This is a genomic window from Photorhabdus khanii NC19 (genome assembly GCF_000517265.1).
In the GTDB taxonomy this organism is placed as follows: Bacteria; Pseudomonadota; Gammaproteobacteria; order Enterobacterales; family Enterobacteriaceae; genus Photorhabdus; species Photorhabdus khanii.
In genome coordinates, this window is the sequence record NZ_AYSJ01000013.1 from 289,067 (window position 1) to 308,206 (window position 19,140).

The following is a 19,140-nucleotide window of genomic DNA, read 5'->3' on the forward strand; positions in this document are numbered from 1 at the left end:
AAAATCAAGTTGGTAGTTTAAAATAGTAAATATTATAAGTGATTTTATCACTAGAAAAATTATATATGTCAAAAAAATGACAAACAGGACAGCTTTCTTTTTTGATTGACGTAAAAAACATCTATTTTTAATAAAGTTTCAACTTACATCACACAAATATAATAATTTTCGTTCTAATATCTCCCTAACCAATTGATATCGATAACATTATAATGCGAGAGTGTATCATGAAGGCATTAGTATTAGAAAAAGCGGGTCAGATTTCAATTCAAGACTGGGAAACCACCGAAATATTGGGTGAAAATGATGTTGAGATAAAAATTCATTCTGTGGGGATTTGCGGCAGCGATGTGCATTATTACCAATACGGGCGTATTGGGCCATTTGTTGTCGAAAAGCCGATGATCCTCGGGCACGAAGCATCAGGTGTAATCACAGCGGTAGGTAAAAAGGTGACTCACTTAAAAATGGGTGATCGTGTCTGTATGGAGCCTGGCATTCCTAATCTGCAATCACCACAATCACGGGCAGGTATTTATAACTTAGATCCAGAAGTCCGTTTTTGGGCGACTCCCCCTATTGATGGCTGCTTACGTGAAAGCGTTATTCACCCAGCAGCATTTACGTTCAAATTACCTGACAATGTCAGTTTTGCCGAAGGTGCAATGGTTGAGCCATTAGCTATCGGTATGCAAGCCGCCACAAAAGCAGAAATTAAACCAGGAGATATCGCATTAGTTGTTGGTGCCGGCACTATCGGAATTGTGACTGCACTGGCTGCATTAGCCGGTGGTTGTTCTGATGTCATTATTTGTGATGTATTTGATGAAAAACTAGAAATTGCAAAACAGTATCCAGGTCTTCACCCTGTTAATAGCAAAGTACTTGCTGAGAAAGTTAACGCATTAACCGATGGTAATGGCGTCAATATTCTATTTGAATGTAGTGGTGCAAAACCCGTCGTTGCGACTATTTCAGATCACATTGCACCAGGTGGAACCGCTGTTCTGGTTGGTATGCCTATCGATCCGGTACCACTTGATATTGTCTCTGCTCAAGCTAAAGAGATCACATTTAAAACCATTTTCCGCTACGCAAATATGTATCCTCGTACTATCCGTTTACTTAGCTCTGGCAAGCTCAATGTAACCCCCCTATTGTCCGCAACCTATAAATTTAAAAACAGCGTTCAGGCTTACGAGCGAGCCGCTGAGGGCCGTCCGACAGATATCAAAATTATGTTGGAAATGGAGTAACACATGGCGCTCTACGCTAGTATTGATTGCGGTACACAAAGTACTAAGGTCATTATTGTCGATAGCCAAAAAGCGCATATTTTGGGTGAAGGCGGTTCACCTCACCCAATAATTAGCGATTCAAACGGCCGTCATGAACAGCTGACTCACTGGTGGACAGAAGCATTGGAAAGTGCCTTTTCCCAAGCGATTGAGCAAGCAGGATGAAAAGTGCTCATTAACTATATTTGCGAGGAGTATAATCTTGATGTTCTTACCGGATCATAACATGCTCTCAACTCTTTTCGGTCAGGCTTTTACACAATGTCACCTGTAATATTATTGCAGGAAATTATGGTCTTCATATCATTTTCGTTGAATATATCAATATGATCGGTCGCCAATATACCGTAGTATTGAGTACTCGTTGATTTTAAATAATCTAATAATTTTTTTCTCATCTCTTTGGCAATATGTTCAATTGACTCATTAGCATCATCTCTATTATGTGCATTGAGCCCATTGAAATAAAAACCAGAATAGTTAGCGGCATAAGCACTAGATGCACTATCTAATTGGTCCTTAACTAATTTCCATTTTTTAGAGACATTATTTTCACTATCAAAATCTTGCTTCCGTATATCATCCCACTGAATTCCAGCTAGCGTTTTCACATTCGAAATGATAGTGATTTTATTTCTCACCGCCCCCAAGCTAACATTAGCTCCGCTGGGATTAAAATACATTGAACTACGATATTCACCATATTTACCATCGAATATATTCATGAACTCCTGATTAGAAGCGGTAGAATGTTCTTGTTTTATCCTCATTAAAATTGTCTCTGACGGATTATCCCTCAAAAATGCAAGACACTGGTTCATAACGTCATCGAAATTAATTTTTTCATCTATTGGGCCATGATACATTTGGAAAGAGCCTTTCTTAACACAACATCGTATATCAAGATAACGAGCTCCCATTCTAAGTTGAGCGGCTAGATTGTATGTCTGACATTTTCCAAAGACAAAGTCCGATCTTCTAGCACATGAGTTGTGCGTCCCAAATATTGTCATATTAGCCAATGGCTGGGAATTTGGAACGGCTTTCATCCAATTATGGAACGAGAAAGTCGGTAACACTTTGATTTTTATATATCCAGGATCACCGAAGGTAGCGTGGGGACTTGTGGTGCATGAAATTGTATATTCACCAGGCACCACGAAATTTTCGGATTCGGTTTCTTTTTTGTTTGGCATATATATCCTTTGTCATATTTGCTGACGCTGGATTTCTCCAGCCTTGTACTGTTCTATATGAAATACCCAATATATCACGCGCTATATTCTTGCTACCAGTAATCAGGCTTAATTTCTGCCGAGGGTGTCGCAAAAGCTAAAAATACGCTTTCTATACCTGAACCCTACAGGACGGCAAAGTGGAATTTGAAATGTATGATTAATAATATCGTATGGCAATGGATTGATGGAAAACCTCACTTTTTTTAAAAGTGAGGTTTTCTTATTAAATTTTCAAACATCACAGTCAAAATATTTGTCTATTTTGTTCATTCAATATTTCAATTCTTTATTATTTTACAACCTTTTTTAATAAGGTGGAAATATCCAGATAGCAGGATAGATCTTTTTCTTCCGGACGTAAAATATAAGGGATTTCACCTAACTGTGGTGCATTAATGTGACGGCGTAATCTATCCATAACTTTCGCATAATGCGATATACCAGGATTAATCCTATTTGCTACCCATCCTATTAACTGCAACCCATCATTTATGATTGTCTGAGCGGTTAAAATTGAATGATTTACACAACCAGGTTGAATACCTACCACTAAAATGACTGGAATTTTTTCCTGAATCACCCAATCAAAATAAAAAGTTTCATCATTCAACAACACACGCCAACCGTCGTTGCCTTCAATAATAACGCAATCTGCTTTACTGCTAAGGTTATTTAATCCTTTTTTCATCTGATCGAAATCAACCTGATTTTCTTCACAATAACTGCTTTTCCAGATAACGGGGTTAATTTCTTCATATTTAAACTGAACGGGAGAGGATTTTTGTAAAATCAGACCATCTCGATTACGCATTCCTTCTTCTGTTTCATACCCTTCTGTGGCTATAGGCTTATAACCTACGGCTGTTGTTCCGTCACGATTAAAAGCTTGTAATAATGCACGGGTAACAACTGTTTTACCGATGTTGGTATCTGTCCCCGTAACAAATAGGCGAGTTAACATAAATTCTGTTTTCCATAATGACAGATAAAATCCGGTTAATGAGCACTTAAGTTTAGAGGGTACGGCTATAAGGGAGATTGCGTTAGCTCAATGTTTTGTTTAATTATTGCGTAAATTGAGGAAGAAAAAATTTATATAAAGCAAATATTACAACCAGAGAACGTTTATCAGGTCTATTATCCTTTCATTAAATTAACCAACAATGAGCCGTCATATAAAGCTTTTTTAACTGATGACACCGCAGATAATGTTCCTGAGTTATTGAATTCGGTTGCAACCAACTGAACCTGTTTACTATAAGCAGGCAAAGCGTGTTTTTGAATGCATTCATTAATAACAGGATACAAAATTTGCTGTGAAGTATTAAGCGGAGAACCAATCAGAATTTTTTCTGGGTTAAATAAGTTCACCATAATTGCGACAATATGACCAATTTTTACCCCTATATCATGGATAATATCCATTGCCAGAGTATCTCCTTTATTCACCGCTTGACAGAATGATTCAATAGTCAGCGGTTCACAGTTAAGTAAAGAATCTGGCACCGTTATTAACTGCTGCTTTGCTCTGGATAAAATGTGACTGATACCTGCAACTATTTCCAGACATCCCAAGTTACCGCAATAGCAACGTTCACCATCAGGTTCAGCTTGAATATGCCCTATTTCCATAACACTACCGTTGCTCGCATGTAATGTTTGTCCTGCAATGACAACGCCAATCCCAACATTTTCACCAATAACAACTTGGATAATATTCTGACAATTTTTTGCCGCACCATATAACGATTCAGCCATCGTCCAGGCTATGATTTCATGTTGGAGAAATACCGGTAATCCGATGCGACGATGCAGGTACTCACCTATTGACAATTCTTGAATCTGATAATAGGGAAAGTCGCTGATTAAACCTTTAATCGGATCAACAATCGCGTTTATAGTAATGCTAATTGCTGTCAGACGCTCAAGACGAGAGTGATATCGGCCAAAAAATGCATCAATTTCATCAGTAATACAGTCCAAAAAGGATTTTCTATTGCTGGCCGGTAATGGTAAGACATCTTCAACAATTAACTTGCCGCTTAGATCACGGAGACCCAATATTAAATTTCCCAGACTAATATTAACACACAATAAATGCCAGCTTTCAGAATCAAGTTTCAGTCCGGTCGCCGGGCGTCCTCTGAATCCCAAATCCAGAAATTCTGTTTCCATCACTAAGTGCGTATCAACCAATTCACGAACAATCTTAGTAATACTCGCTGGGGCAAGTTGTGCTTTTTTAGATAGCTCAATACGGGAAATTGGGCCATATTGATCAATTAACCGATAAACAGCACCAATATTAGTCTGTTTTATTTGATCAATATGACCTGGTTGTCCATCCATACTCACCCTTTCGCTCTTTAATTAATTTGTGCTTCAAAATAATTGTCGGCTGATTATGTCGATGTTTTAGGCAAAAAGTATCATTCTTTCAATCAATATGTGATATTAAGCACGAAATTTAGCTGATTTTTACTCATTTTTCTCATTCAGAATATTAGATATGAGTAGTCTTGTCAGTCTGTCTGCCGCGGCTGATACGGGTCGGCTTTTATGATTGACTAACCAAACCTCAGAGAAAGATTGGTTATCAGCTAATGGAATATATTGAACACCATCGACTTTCATACGGGTAAAAGATTCAGTCACAACACTGATCCCTAGCCCAGCAGAGACAAGACCAAGAATAGTCATTGCCTCACCGGCTTCCTGTGAAATCATCGGTGTCACACCCGCTTGGGCAAGTAAAGTCACGATTTCATCATACAAAGCAGTTCCAACTTCACGTTCAAAAAATACCAATGGATGGCCCGCCAACATGTCGAGCTTTATTCCCAGCTGAGCATATTCTAATAAAGGGTGTCCATCGTAAACAGCCAGCATAAAAGATTCACGAAATAATAGCCGGTGCTCCAAGTTATCCGGTAATTGCGTATTACGCATGATCCCAATATCTAACCGCCCAGTCAGCAACGGAGCAATCTGGCGTTTGGTGTTCATTTGATGCATATGAATAGATACTTCTGGGTATCGTTCGCGGAATTGCCGTAAACTCAACGTGACTTTATGCATAAACGGTGTTGTAGACGTGAAACCAATAGATATTTCACCTAATTCGCCTTTTTGCATTCTCGCTGCTTTTATCACTGCGGCATCAACCTGCGCCAGAATCTGATAAGCCTCCTCCAGAAACATGTTACCTGCCGGGGTCAGGCTTACATTCCGGTTATTACGCTCTAATAACTGTGCATTTATACTATTTTCAAGTGACTGAATTTGTTGGCTTAACGGAGGCTGTGAAATATTAAGCCGCTCTGCTGCGCGACCAAAATGTAATTCCTCTGCAACTGCAACAAAGTAACGTAAGTGCCGTAATTCGATAGCCATAATCACCTTTGAGATCTAATACATATTATTATTAATGATTAATATATTAGACAAAATATTTTGCAATTCATATGCTTGATCTGGATCAAAATGCAAGTTGCTTATTTAATTAAGGAAATCATGTGAGCACCACCCGTAGCATCAGCGAAAACCCAACTCCCGATAATAATCTTGTCCAGGATATGCAAAATAAGAGAGATTATATTCAGAAGGAAGATCCTTTGTATATCAGGGTGACGTTGTCACTCTTTACCGTAGGATTAGCAACATTTGCCCTGCTCTACTTTGTTCAACCAATTTTACCTATATTATCGGAAGATTTTGGCGTTTCTCCGGCCACCAGCAGTTTATCTTTATCGCTTTCGACTGGGATGCTGGCGCTGGGGTTATTGATAACCGGCCCTTTATCTGATGCTATTGGCCGTAAAAATGTTATGGTAACCGCGCTATCTGCCGCCGCATTTTTCACTTTACTCAGTGCATTTATGACCAGTTGGCATGGAATTCTGATTGTGCGCGCTCTGGTTGGTTTATCTCTCAGTGGCGTAGCAGCCGTTGCAATGACTTACCTTAGTGAGGAAATTCATCCTCACTTTGTTGCTTTATCAATGGGGCTTTATATCAGCGGTAATGCTATTGGCGGAATGAGTGGGCGGTTAATATCGGGGGTGATAACTGATCATTTCTCATGGCGGGTTTCTGTCATCGTATTAGGCTTATTTGCCTTAATTGCTGCAATTATGTTTTGTCGCATGTTGCCTGAATCCCGTCGTTTCCGGCCAAGTTCTCTCAAACCTAAATCTTTATTGATAAATCTGAGATTACATTTTCGTGATAAAGGGTTGCCATTATTATTTTCCGAAGCATTTTTACTCATGGGGGGGTTTATTACGATGTTTAATTATATCAGTTATCGTTTACTGGACTCACCCTATCATTTTAGTCAATCAACTGTCGGTATGTTGTCCATTGTCTATTTAGCCGGTACATACAGCGCATCTAAAGTGGGTAGATTAACAAATCAGTATGGACTCGGAAAAATACTCATAGTGATGATTAGTATGATGCTAATGGGTACTCTTATTACCATGCTGCCCTCTACTGTGATGATTATAATTGGGATGGTCATACTCACTTCCGGTTTCTTTGCCGCACACGCTGTCGCCAGCAGTTGGGTTGGACGTCGCGCTCGTCGGGCCAAAGCACAGGCATCATCTCTCTATCTCTTTTGTTATTACGCCGGCTCAAGTGTAGCGGGTACTTTTGGCGGCATATTCTGGCTACAATGGGGTTGGAACGGCGTCGTTTTATTTATTACCCTGCTCATCCTTTTAGCTCTGCTGCTGGGGATTAAGCTCGCTAAACTCCCTGAGGCAAAATAATCGAAAGTAACAATTTTATCTATAATTAATGGCGGATTACTATCCACAGTAATATGACTATCCACTATGGATGGAAATCCGCTTAACCTTATTATTACCATCCGTTTACCGGAACTTTACATTACACTCCCGCCCGTCATTCAATACCCTCACTATCTGATTTGTCAAAAATTGATTTATTTTTTTCACTAAACGCTAAAAAGCATGGGAATATTATCTGATCAGAAAAATAAACCCATTCTCATTCAAAGGAAAAGTTAATATGGGAAACTCCAGATTTGAAGGTTTCACCAAAGAGGAAATAAAACTGGCATATGAATTTGATATGTTAAATAGATCAATGGTCATGGCGGGACAGAATGTATATGCACTGCAAAAGCAATTGTATCGTCTTAGCTCACCGCAAAAGCTGTTGAATAAAATGGGGCGAAATGCACTGGTGGAAATTAAAGACACGATGATACGTTCAGTTCCCGCTTCAATATGTGCAGGATTAGCTGGCGCTGCTGCGGCTCCAGGCGGTCCTGCACTCTCTTTTCTCGCCAGTGCGGCGGCAGGAAGCATTGGTGGAGAATTGGTAAAGCCCATTACGTCAAGAACAGGTGTTCATACCCAGTTATATCCAACCTGTGCCAACAATACGACTAAAGATATTGAACGTGAGGTAATGAAGAAATTACAGGATAAATTGAGCGGCTACCCCAGGCTACATGAGCTATATCGTACCTATGTGAACAGAGAATATGCGCAAGATTTTGTGCTGGATACTGCACTGGCAAACACGCCTGATGTGATTACCAGTTCTATTACCGAAGGTGTGAGTAACTGGACCGCGGGTACTTTCAGCTCCATGCTGCAATATGGCTCAATATCCGTTAGCTCAAAATTAGCTTTGGGTTTGACTGCGGCGGCAGGACTGGATCCCCGTGGTATTTATAACAAAGGCAAAGATACATTTCGGGCAATGGCTAACATGAAACCGGGTCCACATGCGGGTGGTAGTCTGAAAACAAAAAAATTAGAAAAACTGCTGCATACTTATCAAGAATATTTACCCTATCTGGAGCAAAATTTACTACGGGCGAGAGATTGCCTGTCCCAATTGATAGACTCGTTGAACAACAATCCGGATACGGATAGAAAGTTAAATGTCAGCGCATTCATGAATAAGTTCCCTAATCTTGTCTTATCACATAGAAAGGCCCGCGAAGCATCTAAAGATATTATCAGTATGCTTGAATTGCTGATTATGCTGGAAAAAGAGAGGGAAAATGAGGTAGTTAAGGAAACCAGCTTATAAGGCGAATCCTCTTTTGGGTGTGTTGACTCAGGTCAGCCACCCAAGATGGGGTTCAATATAGTATTAAACTAACTAATAATAACTTTAAAATCCGTAGGAATTAAATTTACTAGAAAATTTGAACTGACTTTACTTTTCACCCGAAGGACAAGGTTTGGAAAAGCGGAACTCTTATCACTATAATTCAATTCACCATTCTTTATAAGATAAAAACAGGGGTCAATGAAATTTACACTGTATTCTCCACTCCCTGTATCACTGGAATATATGCCGAAATTATCAAAACCATTCTCAATATATTCCCCATTATTGAAAAACCAATCTTGAATTGGCTGTGCCCTTGACATTTCTGCTGTAGAGCTTAGTGGAGTGAGAAACTGCGCTTTAAACGTGAATGCAAGATAAAGATTTGTAATACCTGGATAACGAAATAAGTTGCGAAACTCTGAAATGCTTTGGCCATCCAACCATACAAATCCCGGGGTCCAAATGCGAAAATCTAAATTCTCCGCATTCCATTTTTCTATTTTTTTATCAGATGCCAATGGGAGTTTCGCAACGATACTATTTGAAGCATATTTATTTATATAAATATTAGTCATAATAGCTCCTCATCTTTTAATTAATTTACTTGGCTCAATAGCCCCACCTTGCTTATTATCTCTTTTTCACAGTATACAACCATAATCGGATTACCGCTAACTATTTGCCAAAATTGCTTCATGTTTGCCACATTTCTAAAAAAATAACAGAGAAATTCGGGAGTTTAATTAAGACAAGCGCAAAATATTCACCTGATGAAAAATTATTGTAAGCACCGATATCAATATTAAAATAATATACAGTAAGATTATCCCCATGTGCGAATAAAAAAGTGATGCACACAAAGTGTTGCATGTAACGTTTTTTTGGTTATATTATGAACATGGTTACATGTCACGAGGATGAGAGATGAATAAGGTTGCAGATCGTGTAAAAAAACACAGACAACAACTTAGGAAGTCAGGGTTAAGGCCCATTCAAATATGGGTGCCTGATACACGCCTTCCTCATTTTAAAGAAGAGTGCCGGCGTCAAAGCCATCTGGCTACAGCAATACAAGACAAGGAAACGGATGCACTATTAGAAGGTGCGATGAATGAACTGGCTGATTCAGGAGACTGGGAGTGAAGCGGGGAGACTTAATAACTCTTCCGGGTGACAATTAAACCTTTCCCTGAAACAAATCTTGAAAAATTGTCACAAGTCATGATTGATAAGGCAATGACTGTCCCGAAAGAAAAAGCCGGAGCAGTATTTGGTAAACTGGATTACGCGACGATGCAGCAAGTGGATCGCTGTTTGGCCTTGTTTTTAGGTATCGCAAAATAAGAAAATTATCATCGTAGACTGCTTGCAAAATAGCTTTAAACTCATTTCCGATTTTTCACAAAAGGCGACGTATACGTCGCCCAATAGTTGTTATTTCGTTCAGCCCGCAGAATCCTTATATCGTCAAACGCCCTCGCAACACATTACGGGTTTCAATGGACGATTCACTAAAGAGATTCCCGGTACTATTGCGGAATGCCTGGTTCACCTCAACAGCCCGAACAGCTGGATGAACATTCACGGCTTCCGGCTCCAGTTGGGTGAAACGGGATAAAGTATAGGCTTCACTTCCTTCAGAAGTACCCGATGATGAACTCAGCTCCCAGGTTTGATTGTTTACTGAATAAACAGAACGTGCGAGGTTTATCAACCCTGTGGTTGTCGCCACAGTACCAAAACCTACCGATACCCATCCCAGGATATTAGCTGCATTCGCATTGCTGTCTGCAACAGCAGAAGCGGCTATCCCGGTAGAGAGCGACACCGCATTTGTACCCAATGATACTGCGGATAAGGCAATATCCCAGCGCTTGCTGGCACGGCTGGAAACCTGACCAAATTCAATAGGTACTGATCCAATAACACCCGCACTGGTTGCTTGAGCACCCCCCCTTGCTGATTTCGCCAGCGAAGTGGCAAATGTCGTCGCGCCGATGCCAAAACTAAAAATCCCTAACCCAAGACTTACCCAATTTAATATCCCTGACGTTTTCGGATCTTGTTCCGCTATTGCTGTTGACGCAATCCCTATCGTATCAGCAGCTAATCCAATTACGGTCGCGGTGACAGCAACTGCGCTGGTGGAAGCAATAGCACCGATAATACCGCCACCAGCAATCAAACCAGCACTAATCGCAGCCCCAGCCCCCAGTGATACAATGCCGACAATGATACCAATTGCACCTAATATAATGCCTAATATCCCCCCTGCACTCATATGCCCATTCAAATCAATCCGGTTTATCGGATCTCCCTGGCAATAAGTATAGGGATTAACCCCTCCCCGGCCAAAAGGACTCCAGCTATCCGGGCTATGAAATCTCATTAAAACCGGATTGAAAACACGATACCCATTACCTAAAAAATACCATCCTGTTACCGGATCGATCTGCGCACCATTTAAACCGGGTAACGAAGAAATTAAGCTCCTGAAACCGTAAGGTGTATAGGATAAAGAGGTCAATTCTCTTTCGTTCTGATTCGCCACAACGGTGTTATTGCAGTCATTACCATATTGATAGTAACTTGATTGACCTTTTATTGTGCTCTGGTGACCAAGCCGTTGTTGATCACTACTCAGCCAGGTAATCGCTTCATCACCCAATTGAGCATTAGTCACTTTACCTGAAGCATAGTGCTGACGATTAACTGTACTGTTCGCTAAAATCTGTGTTGTCAACTTATTCAGTGCATCATACTGGTAACTGCATATCAGGTTACCTTTACCGTCTTTGACTTGTGATAAGCGATTATTCTGGTCGTAAATGAGAGTCTGACCTTTTTCATCTCGTATCAGGTTACCGTTAGCATCATAACTTAGCTCTATCTGATGCTTATCGCTGGTAATACGAATAAGTTGGGTCGGATCGACCTTACTGAAATGATAATTGATTGTCTCCTTACCATCCCGGTATGTATTATCGAGCTGCTTGATATTTCCCCATTGATCATAATGATAAATTTGTTGATTTAACACACGGCCGGTATGATCAACCGGTGATTGTTCTCCCTCACATTGGTATTGGCTTAAACGCTGATTACTATCATATTGATAGAGTTCATTTTTCATCACCACCCCATCGATGGAGGTGATACGTTGGTTGATTTGATTATTCTTGGTATAACTCAGTGTAATAACTTGTATTGCAAAATCACTGACTAGCGTACGTTTTATTTCCCGACCAAAAACATCGTATTCGAGTTTTGTCACTAATTGGGATAATGATGTCGTGTCCGTTGTTGTTGTGGTCACCAGTCGCCCAACCTGATCATATTCAAATGTCGCATCCTGTGGACCTTGCTGAGTTTTGGCTAATTTCCCCTGAGCATCGTAGCTATAAACATGATCATGACCAAAACTATCTTTATGACGCTGAATCAAGCCAGACATCGTATAAAGATAATCGCCTGATGAAATCGGTTTATTCCCCTGCGACAATGATTCTCGTTGTAATACACCAGACGGGAAATAACTATAATTACTCTGGGACGCAGTGTCTGACGCAGATAATAAAGCGCCCGTTTTTGTATGGTAACGAAAATTTTGCTGGCTTGTTTCTGTCGCAAATTTGGACATGACACTGCCAAGATGGTACAGATAGTCTATATTTTGCTTGGCATGTGCAGGCGTAATGGATTGAATAGGTTTATCACCTTGAGGCCCATATACATATTCTGATTTACGACCACCAACCGTATCGTTTACTACACGCCCAAGGCCATCATAGGTTATCGCGCCCAACTGTGTTCCATTGACATGCAGTGCAGAGATTAATTCTTCATGGCTAAAACCAGCAAAAGTGGATTCTAATAGGGTCCCATCCGGAAGCGTTTTTTTCACCACACGATCAAACACATCGTAAGCTATTTGTGTGGCATGGCCTTCCGCATCAGTTTCAGTCACATTGCGGCCAAATCCATCATAATGATAGGTACGAGAACTGTATACAGTGTCATCAGGATAGACAACTTTGATAGAACCTGGCTGGTCAAAGTTATTTTGCTGAATATTTAACATCCCCTGTCCTTTCACTCCCTGCGTAATCGTCCTTGCAACAGGATTATGGATTTCCAGTTCTATCCGACCATCGCTGTATTCAGTACTGTAACGGTTTCCCCAGCCATCATATTGATAGGTTTTCGTTGTGACCAAAGGCGTCGTCAGGCGGGTCAGAGGATTAGAAGCTAAATCCCATAACCAATCATTTGTGGTTTCTTTAGCCAATTGCCCCAAAGCATCATATTGTCTGGCAAGTACTTGACGATATGTACCCTGATAAATTCCCGATGTGCCCCAAGTATCGTCATCATCTTGCTCTTCAATTGTACTAATACGCCCCATACCATCGTAATGGGTTTTACGTCTGACACCTTGAGAATCAATTTCTATCATCACTGGCCAGAAACTATTCTCATCTCCACCGGGATATTGATAAGCATAACCACGGTTAATCTCTTTTGTCGTCCCAGGGTCGATAGTTTGTTCAGTAATTCGGCCTAAAAGATCATAGGATTGGTCCGTAATGACATGATTTACATCAACCTTGCGAAGCTGCCGCTGTGTATAAATAGAGGTCACATTTTTCGATTGCATTTTTGCACCATCAAACCCCGTTACCGTGGCGGTTGTGGTAATGGTGCTTGTTGAATATTCATATTTAAATGCTGTTACCGTTGACTGATTATTCTGTACAGAAGATACTTTCTCCAACAAACCATGCGTCTTACTTGCAGGTGAATTAATATAGGTAAAAGTTCGTACTATTTTGCTATCGACTGTTTCTGAAGCTTTACAGATATATTCTTTAATATAAGCACCGGTAAAAGTTGGCAGCTTCTTGTATGTGTAGTGAGTCACTTTATCCGCTACCTTCTGCGAGGCGTCGAGCGATCCTTTTTGCGTAATTGATTTTAAAAGCCGGGAAAAACCCAATGGATCAGCAGGGCAATTATTTCCATCCCCGTTGACAGGATAATAAACGTATTCTTTCTGTATCCCACTTGTTTCAGTGACACGTAAGGTATTGCCCCAATCATCAGTGACAATATTGACCACCTCTTCCCGTGAGGTATTTGCCTGTAGGTCAGTATAATGTGTTACCACACGCGCTGGTTGCTGTAAATTTTCGGGTTGTTCAGAGAAACTTTTCGACAGATCTTCATTATATTTAATTTCCGTTGTAATTCTTTTATTGTCCTGGGTTTTGGCTTCCTTGGTCATCAAATGGAACTTATTAAACACTCTTTCCGTTGATGAAACTGTTTTTGTACCATCTAAAACACGTTCAATTGATGAATAATTATATATCCCAGTGACCAAATATAAATTATCTTGACTGGAATCAATGCTTGTCCGACCAGAAGAGTATCCCAAAAAATTATGTACCGAGCTGTATTCATAGGATTTTCTAATTGCCGGTTGCCCATTGCCAGGTTGGATAGTCAATGCAGCAGCATAAGGAATATATTCGGTATCTGTTACTTTATGTCCATTTTCTTTATAACTCACCAGTTCAATATAACCGGTTGGCGTACGAAAATTATCTATAACCGGAAATATACCCTGCAACATTTTATAGGTGATTTTAAATCTTGCAGAATCAATAGGGCCTGAAGCATCATAAGGCACCGTCACGGTGATCAGATAATCATTCCGATAATCGAATGATATTCTCGCAGTGATATTATTATCATCAGGGTATTCAACTGAGGTACAATTAATTCCATCGTAATTGAGTTTAAGATAGTTTTTTCCAGTTGCACGATATTTTATTTCGGACAATGCAACCCTTGAGTTATAAATGAAATCAAATGCTTCACCGTCAGGAAATTCAATTGCGGTGGTTTTTGCAATGTCACTTGATCCAATTCGTTTAAGTATCTCTATAACACCATTCTTATTATAAACATAGAAAATATTACTATCAAATTTATGTACACGGAGATCTTTTAATTTTTTATCTTTAAAGCTGATATCATGACCATTAGGAGGAAGTGGTTTACATTTAAATTGTTCCCCATTTGCCCGGCTAAATGTTAATGTTTTTACATCCAATGTGGTTGATGAGAATCGCCAGCCAATACCGAACCCATTATTTAAAGTCGTTAATGGTGAAAATGATAGACTCAGTGCTTGCTCCAGATTACCCACATTATTTGGTCTTAACGTGATAATATTGATATTTGCACTATATTGACCTGTTCTGGGATCGACACCGGTGTTAATATAAGATCCAAAATTAAAGGCATTGGAGTATATATCGTCAACTTTCATTTTAAATTTCCTGTTTAATTAAGGTTATAGTCAGGTAAAATATTCTTATTTATCAATTTACGGACGACAACAGATACTAAATTGCCGGTAAACGCAAAAGTGATTACCAGCAATAAATAGAGTTGGAAAATTAACTTATATTCTCGTTATTCTCAGTTCACGTCCTGTATTAAAAGATGATATTTTAAATTTATGTTGGCAACCGTAATTATCAATAATTGAGACTTCGTAGCCTTGATCATGATGACTACTCGTCCATGAACACCCCGTAACCTGGAGTACTTCAGCCGCAAGCTGAGTGTCTGGAATAGTCACAGAATAAGAATGGTCAATAACACATCCTCCATTCACATTATCACGTGCATTTACAGATGAAGTTCCTCGTTTAAATACTCTTCCTCTTGTCAGGAATCGTTCATTTGATGAGTCTTTACCAAGAGCATATATGCGATTAACTGTCCTGTCATTCCCCTCAAAAATCCTCAAATTATAGGGTAATGTCCATGTGTAAAGATTGATTGTCTGATGATGGGTATCTGATTTTGTAGGATTTTCTTCTTTGTCGGATAATTTATTTATTGATTCATGCAATTGATTGGCATTGATCGCATAAGGCACGATGGCTTCTAATGAAATTTTACTGTCAAAAACATCATCACCAACTGACATATTGGTCGTTAGTGTACGTTTCCCTGTTGTATCTTCGAATGTCATTTTGGCCATCAACTGCTCTATTCCTGTTTTACCACTACTTACATAACGATAGATAATTTCAGGAACACTCTTAACATTCGCACTCTGTTCATTCTGTTGATGGTTTTCGTTTGTACAGCAATCGCCAGCATGATCTGTGACAGGCTCATCAAATGAAGCATTATAAGCACCATTCAATAACCCAAACACATATCTACCCCGAGTATCTGTTGTTGTCCATCCTGAAGGCATTTTTAATTGATCATAGCTCAGGCTATCACTTAATGCCGCCACCTGAATCGATCTTTTTTCAGCATCGCTAAGCGCTATCTTTACCCAATTATTGCCATTATATTCCTGCTTAAGTACAGAAATTTTTACCATGGATTGATGACGCCCATTAGCATAAAAACGGTTATCAGTTCTCTCAATAGTAAATGTTGTGATTTTCTTTGCCATAATACCCTCCAATCTTGCGAATTAGGCTGTAATAGAAATAATATCAAGTTCAAAGCCATAGAATGGCCCTTGTAGCTCAGGGATAATTCTAATGCGATAATGCCTTGATAATTCGTCATTAAATTCTTTCAGGGCATTCATAATAAATTCGCTGTATTTTCCTTGCGCAAAAAAGACGAATTGAGTGGTTGAGGGCGTGATAGAAACATATTTACAAAGTGCTTGACGTAACGTTTTAATAAATAGCGCACTATCTTCATCTAATTCGAACAGTTTTCTATCTGTTGTTGTCCTATCCATATAATTACCTTCACCTAAACTATAAAGGTTTATTTCTCGATGGTCACGACGAAGTAAAAACTGTTTATTTATATCCAGATCAAATACTCTAGGTTCAACGGTTGGATCAAATAAATGTTTTGGAATAACAAATTCAATCAAGAAACGACGCTTATTAACAATAATAGGCAGGTGCTCCAAACCAGCTGAGAAGTAACACAGATTCCCAACCCACGAAGAACCTTCTGTTTCTGAATATCCGGAATATAGAGCAGAAAATTTACTTTTTTCTATAATATTCATTATAACTCCTTAAATATTAGTGGTAGTAAAAAATAGTATTAAGTAAAAACTCAAACTATAACTGTGATTTTACATAATGAGTAAGTTCATTTAATGTTAAAATAGAATGATTTGAAAAAAGTTCGGCTTTAATACTAATTCGATATATCTCCAATATAAACACTTGAATTTCCACATAGTCAAGACTATCAAATTTAAGCGAAACAAAAGAGGATTCTGGTGTTATTTCTGTCTCTTCTATATCTTTCATCATTAATATTCTATTTTTTACCTCAGTAAAAATGTCACTTTGTGTAGGCATTCTTCATTCCTTTTATTCCATTTTAGAGATAATTGAAATCTTTGAAACAAAAATAGGATTTTCATTATATAAACATCGATAATGAAAAATACGGACATAGTCTTTAGGACCATTTTTAATCAATAATGGAGGGTTTAATTCAATACAAATATTCGGCGAAGACAGTAATTCTGTGCTATAAACAACCGTTTTCTTAATCTTTATCCCTTGCCCGGTATGTAAAGTAAAAGATCGGTTCAAATAATCGTTTAATTGATTAAAGTGGTAGTGTTCAAAATTAAGAAAACTTGTCGAATTAATGACAAAATGAAATGCAAGCGCATCCAGAAACCACCCAACAGAAGTAACACTGGGAAAATAATGTTTAAAGATGACATGTTTTTTATAAATATCTCTCTCGGTTATCGTTAGCTTTTGACAGTTATCCTGAATGACCCAATCTTCAATTGATGCCACTGTATTCTCTACACGGGTATTGCCGGACAATGTGCTTTTCCTGCATGGATTTTCCAGTTTAAACGTTTTGCTTTTAGCATCAATGTTCAGTTGATGTGGTAATGCGGTATAAACATATTGACGGAATAAAGCATCAATATTCAGTACCTCAGCGGAAAAAGCTGAAAATAATTGAGCAAATTGTTGCCGTACATAAAGAAGACTCAACATGCCTTGTACCGGATATTGCTGCATATTGTGCAAAGACTCGCTTTTCTCTGGATAATGAATGGGGTTAAAATCCCCAGAGAAGTTCGACCAGTGTTTAATATCTTCTATTCCAAAAATCAACATTTCGATCACCTTACCTTAGAGATAACCAATGCCGCGTTATGCCCCCCAAAACCTGCACTGATATTAAGAGTCACTTCTGGTTGAGCCGTATAACAATGTTGATTAGGTAAATAATTAAGGTCGCAATCTGGATCAGCCCGATGCAAATTCAATGTTGCCGGTAAACAATTTTCAGCCAGGGCTTTCACACAAACAATGGTTTCAAAACTACCTGCGGCAGCAATAAGGTGACCTGTATAAGATTTTGTACTTGATATGGGTACCTGATAAGCATATCGGCCCAATGCGGCTTTAATTGATTGTGTTTCATAAAGATCATTTAAAAGTGTAGATGTGCCATGAGCATTAACGTAGTCAATATCTTCCGGCGAAATTTGTGCCTGCTCAATGGCTTTAGTTATTGCTAATATCTTAGGTTCAATATCTTCTGTTGGCCGGGTTAAATTGGCGGCATCTGAATATTGAGCGTAACCTTTAATTTCCGCCAAAATAACCGCGCCACGTGCCACCGCCGAATCATAATCTTCCAGACAAACCACAGCCGCGCCTTCCGCCAGAACAAACCCGGAGCGATCAAGACTAAATGGACAGCATGCAAGATTCGGGTCCGTTTGCTCTTTCGATAATGCATTGAGTACATCTATGCTCCAAACATGACATTCCCGGGTAAGTGATTCAGCTGCTCCGGCAATCATACATTTTGCACGCCCTGAGCGAATAATTTCAAATGCATCTCCTATCGCCATTGTTCCCGTTGCGCATGCCGCCATAATGGTATTCTGGTAACCACGTAATCCATACATGATCGAGCATGCCGCCGTCATGGAACTTGGCATAGTGATAAGATTGCTCATGGGATGAGCTAATTTTACTTCCTTATATTGACAAGCATAATCTCCGACACTATCGATAGCACCCCAACCACTGCCAAGAATTATCCCACATTCGTATTTATCATAATATTCAACCGGAGATACATTTGCGCCAAATGCTTGCGCGAAAGCCTGATGAGTGGCTTTCAACGCTATTTTTCCACAATCAGAAAGCATATGCGTTAACTTTTTCGGCAAGAGCTGATAGCGTGATGGATTTGATTCAAGGAAAGAAAAGAAACGTGAATTAATAAATGAGTTAGGAAATTCAATTCTGTGAAATTGATGTCGTTTCTCGATAATACTTTGCCAACACGATTCAACATCTTCACCAATCGGTGTTACGGTCCCCATACCGGTAATAACAACTCTTTGGGTTCTCTGCATATTGGTTACCATTCATACATGGATTGAGAATGTCAATTTTCTAGTTATAAAAGTAGGCTAATCAAGATATATCACCATAATC

General features: G+C 39.2%; 17 protein-coding genes. 6 read left to right on the forward strand and 11 right to left on the reverse strand.

Going from position 1 to position 19,140, the window contains the following annotated elements:
- The first annotated feature begins 227 nt into the window (after positions 1 to 227).
- Together PTE_RS13275 and PTE_RS13280 are read left to right on the forward strand one after the other, a co-directional pair.
- Positions 228 to 1,256: an NAD(P)-dependent alcohol dehydrogenase gene (locus tag PTE_RS13275; protein WP_036847259.1), complete on the forward strand. Its 1,029-nt coding sequence runs from the start codon at positions 228 to 230 to the stop codon at positions 1,254 to 1,256.
- Positions 1,257 to 1,259: 3 nt separating this feature from the next.
- A complete protein-coding gene (locus PTE_RS13280; protein WP_036847261.1) occupies positions 1,260 to 1,463 on the forward strand; it encodes an FGGY family carbohydrate kinase in 204 nt (67 codons plus the stop codon).
- Positions 1,464 to 1,552: 89 nt separating this feature from the next.
- Here the strand turns inward: PTE_RS13280 and PTE_RS22890 are convergent, their stop codons facing one another.
- From PTE_RS22890 to PTE_RS13300, 4 genes are all read right to left on the reverse strand, one after another.
- Complete coding sequence (locus PTE_RS22890) at positions 1,553 to 2,494, reverse strand: phosphatidylinositol-specific phospholipase C domain-containing protein (RefSeq protein WP_051477403.1); 942 nt, start codon at positions 2,492 to 2,494, stop codon at positions 1,553 to 1,555.
- Between the two features lie 331 nt (positions 2,495 to 2,825).
- Positions 2,826 to 3,497 (reverse strand): dethiobiotin synthase, encoded by a 672-nt coding sequence (gene bioD / locus PTE_RS13290; protein WP_036847264.1) that lies wholly within the window; start codon positions 3,495 to 3,497, stop codon positions 2,826 to 2,828.
- Positions 3,498 to 3,673: 176 nt separating this feature from the next.
- The gene (gene mlc / locus PTE_RS13295; RefSeq protein WP_165577094.1) at positions 3,674 to 4,891 is read right to left on the reverse strand and encodes a sugar metabolism global transcriptional regulator Mlc; all 1,218 of its coding nucleotides are present in this window, start codon (positions 4,889 to 4,891) and stop codon (positions 3,674 to 3,676) included.
- 123 nt (positions 4,892 to 5,014) lie between these two features.
- Positions 5,015 to 5,929: a LysR family transcriptional regulator gene (locus PTE_RS13300; protein WP_036847269.1), complete on the reverse strand. Its 915-nt coding sequence runs from the start codon at positions 5,927 to 5,929 to the stop codon at positions 5,015 to 5,017.
- A 182-nt stretch (positions 5,930 to 6,111) separates the two neighbouring features.
- On the opposite strand from PTE_RS13300, the gene PTE_RS13305 reads away from it, so the two are divergent.
- Positions 6,112 to 7,311, forward strand: a complete 1,200-nt coding sequence (locus PTE_RS13305) for an MFS transporter (protein WP_081738244.1) — start codon at positions 6,112 to 6,114, stop codon at positions 7,309 to 7,311.
- Between the two features lie 262 nt (positions 7,312 to 7,573).
- Complete coding sequence (locus PTE_RS13310; RefSeq protein ID WP_036847276.1) at positions 7,574 to 8,611, forward strand: hypothetical protein; 1,038 nt, start codon at positions 7,574 to 7,576, stop codon at positions 8,609 to 8,611.
- 68 nt (positions 8,612 to 8,679) lie between these two features.
- On the opposite strand, the gene PTE_RS13315 is transcribed toward PTE_RS13310, so the two are convergent.
- Entirely contained in the window at positions 8,680 to 9,213 is a 534-nt protein-coding gene (locus tag PTE_RS13315; RefSeq protein ID WP_036847279.1) for a hypothetical protein, read from the reverse strand.
- A gap of 349 nt (positions 9,214 to 9,562) precedes the next feature.
- Between PTE_RS13315 and PTE_RS13320 the strand changes: the two genes are divergently transcribed.
- A complete protein-coding gene (locus PTE_RS13320; RefSeq protein ID WP_036847281.1) occupies positions 9,563 to 9,781 on the forward strand; it encodes an antitoxin MazE family protein in 219 nt (72 codons plus the stop codon).
- A 27-nt stretch (positions 9,782 to 9,808) separates the two neighbouring features.
- Positions 9,809 to 9,982, forward strand: a complete 174-nt coding sequence (locus PTE_RS23775) for a type II toxin-antitoxin system PemK/MazF family toxin (protein ID WP_081738226.1) — start codon at positions 9,809 to 9,811, stop codon at positions 9,980 to 9,982.
- Between the two features lie 115 nt (positions 9,983 to 10,097).
- Here PTE_RS23775 and PTE_RS13330 read toward each other — a convergent pair whose 3' ends face one another.
- The 6 genes from PTE_RS13330 to PTE_RS13355 form a co-directional block, all read right to left on the reverse strand.
- The gene (locus PTE_RS13330; RefSeq protein ID WP_036847283.1) at positions 10,098 to 14,975 is read right to left on the reverse strand and encodes an RHS repeat domain-containing protein; all 4,878 of its coding nucleotides are present in this window, start codon (positions 14,973 to 14,975) and stop codon (positions 10,098 to 10,100) included.
- Between the two features lie 135 nt (positions 14,976 to 15,110).
- A complete protein-coding gene (locus PTE_RS13335) occupies positions 15,111 to 16,127 on the reverse strand; it encodes a hypothetical protein (protein ID WP_036847285.1) in 1,017 nt (338 codons plus the stop codon).
- A 21-nt stretch (positions 16,128 to 16,148) separates the two neighbouring features.
- Positions 16,149 to 16,709 carry a hypothetical protein gene (locus PTE_RS13340; protein WP_036847287.1) on the reverse strand — a complete coding sequence of 187 codons (561 nt, stop codon included), beginning with the start codon at positions 16,707 to 16,709 and terminating at the stop codon, positions 16,149 to 16,151.
- Positions 16,710 to 16,764: 55 nt separating this feature from the next.
- A complete protein-coding gene (locus tag PTE_RS13345; RefSeq protein ID WP_036847289.1) occupies positions 16,765 to 17,010 on the reverse strand; it encodes an acyl carrier protein in 246 nt (81 codons plus the stop codon).
- A 12-nt stretch (positions 17,011 to 17,022) separates the two neighbouring features.
- Positions 17,023 to 17,799, reverse strand: a complete 777-nt coding sequence (locus PTE_RS13350; RefSeq protein WP_036847291.1) for a hypothetical protein — start codon at positions 17,797 to 17,799, stop codon at positions 17,023 to 17,025.
- A gap of 5 nt (positions 17,800 to 17,804) precedes the next feature.
- Entirely contained in the window at positions 17,805 to 19,058 is a 1,254-nt protein-coding gene (locus PTE_RS13355; protein WP_241826172.1) for a beta-ketoacyl-[acyl-carrier-protein] synthase family protein, read from the reverse strand.
- Positions 19,059 to 19,140 lie beyond the last annotated feature (82 nt).

Coding starts and splice junctions, on each gene's coding strand:
- PTE_RS13275 (WP_036847259.1), top strand. CDS start 228: ATGAAGGCATTAGTATTAGAAAAAGCGGGTCAGATTTCAATTCAAGAC.
- PTE_RS13280 (WP_036847261.1), top strand. CDS start 1,260: ATGGCGCTCTACGCTAGTATTGATTGCGGTACACAAAGTACTAAGGTC.
- PTE_RS22890 (WP_051477403.1), bottom strand. CDS start 2,494: ATGCCAAACAAAAAAGAAACCGAATCCGAAAATTTCGTGGTGCCTGGT.
- bioD (WP_036847264.1), bottom strand. CDS start 3,497: ATGTTAACTCGCCTATTTGTTACGGGGACAGATACCAACATCGGTAAA.
- PTE_RS13300 (WP_036847269.1), bottom strand. CDS start 5,929: ATGGCTATCGAATTACGGCACTTACGTTACTTTGTTGCAGTTGCAGAG.
- PTE_RS13305 (WP_081738244.1), top strand. CDS start 6,112: ATGCAAAATAAGAGAGATTATATTCAGAAGGAAGATCCTTTGTATATC.
- PTE_RS13310 (WP_036847276.1), top strand. CDS start 7,574: ATGGGAAACTCCAGATTTGAAGGTTTCACCAAAGAGGAAATAAAACTG.
- PTE_RS13315 (WP_036847279.1), bottom strand. CDS start 9,213: ATGACTAATATTTATATAAATAAATATGCTTCAAATAGTATCGTTGCG.
- PTE_RS13320 (WP_036847281.1), top strand. CDS start 9,563: ATGAATAAGGTTGCAGATCGTGTAAAAAAACACAGACAACAACTTAGG.
- PTE_RS13330 (WP_036847283.1), bottom strand. CDS start 14,975: ATGAAAGTTGACGATATATACTCCAATGCCTTTAATTTTGGATCTTAT.
- PTE_RS13335 (WP_036847285.1), bottom strand. CDS start 16,127: ATGGCAAAGAAAATCACAACATTTACTATTGAGAGAACTGATAACCGT.
- PTE_RS13340 (WP_036847287.1), bottom strand. CDS start 16,709: ATGAATATTATAGAAAAAAGTAAATTTTCTGCTCTATATTCCGGATAT.
- PTE_RS13345 (WP_036847289.1), bottom strand. CDS start 17,010: ATGCCTACACAAAGTGACATTTTTACTGAGGTAAAAAATAGAATATTA.
- PTE_RS13350 (WP_036847291.1), bottom strand. CDS start 17,799: ATGTTGATTTTTGGAATAGAAGATATTAAACACTGGTCGAACTTCTCT.
- PTE_RS13355 (WP_241826172.1), bottom strand. CDS start 19,058: ATGCAGAGAACCCAAAGAGTTGTTATTACCGGTATGGGGACCGTAACA.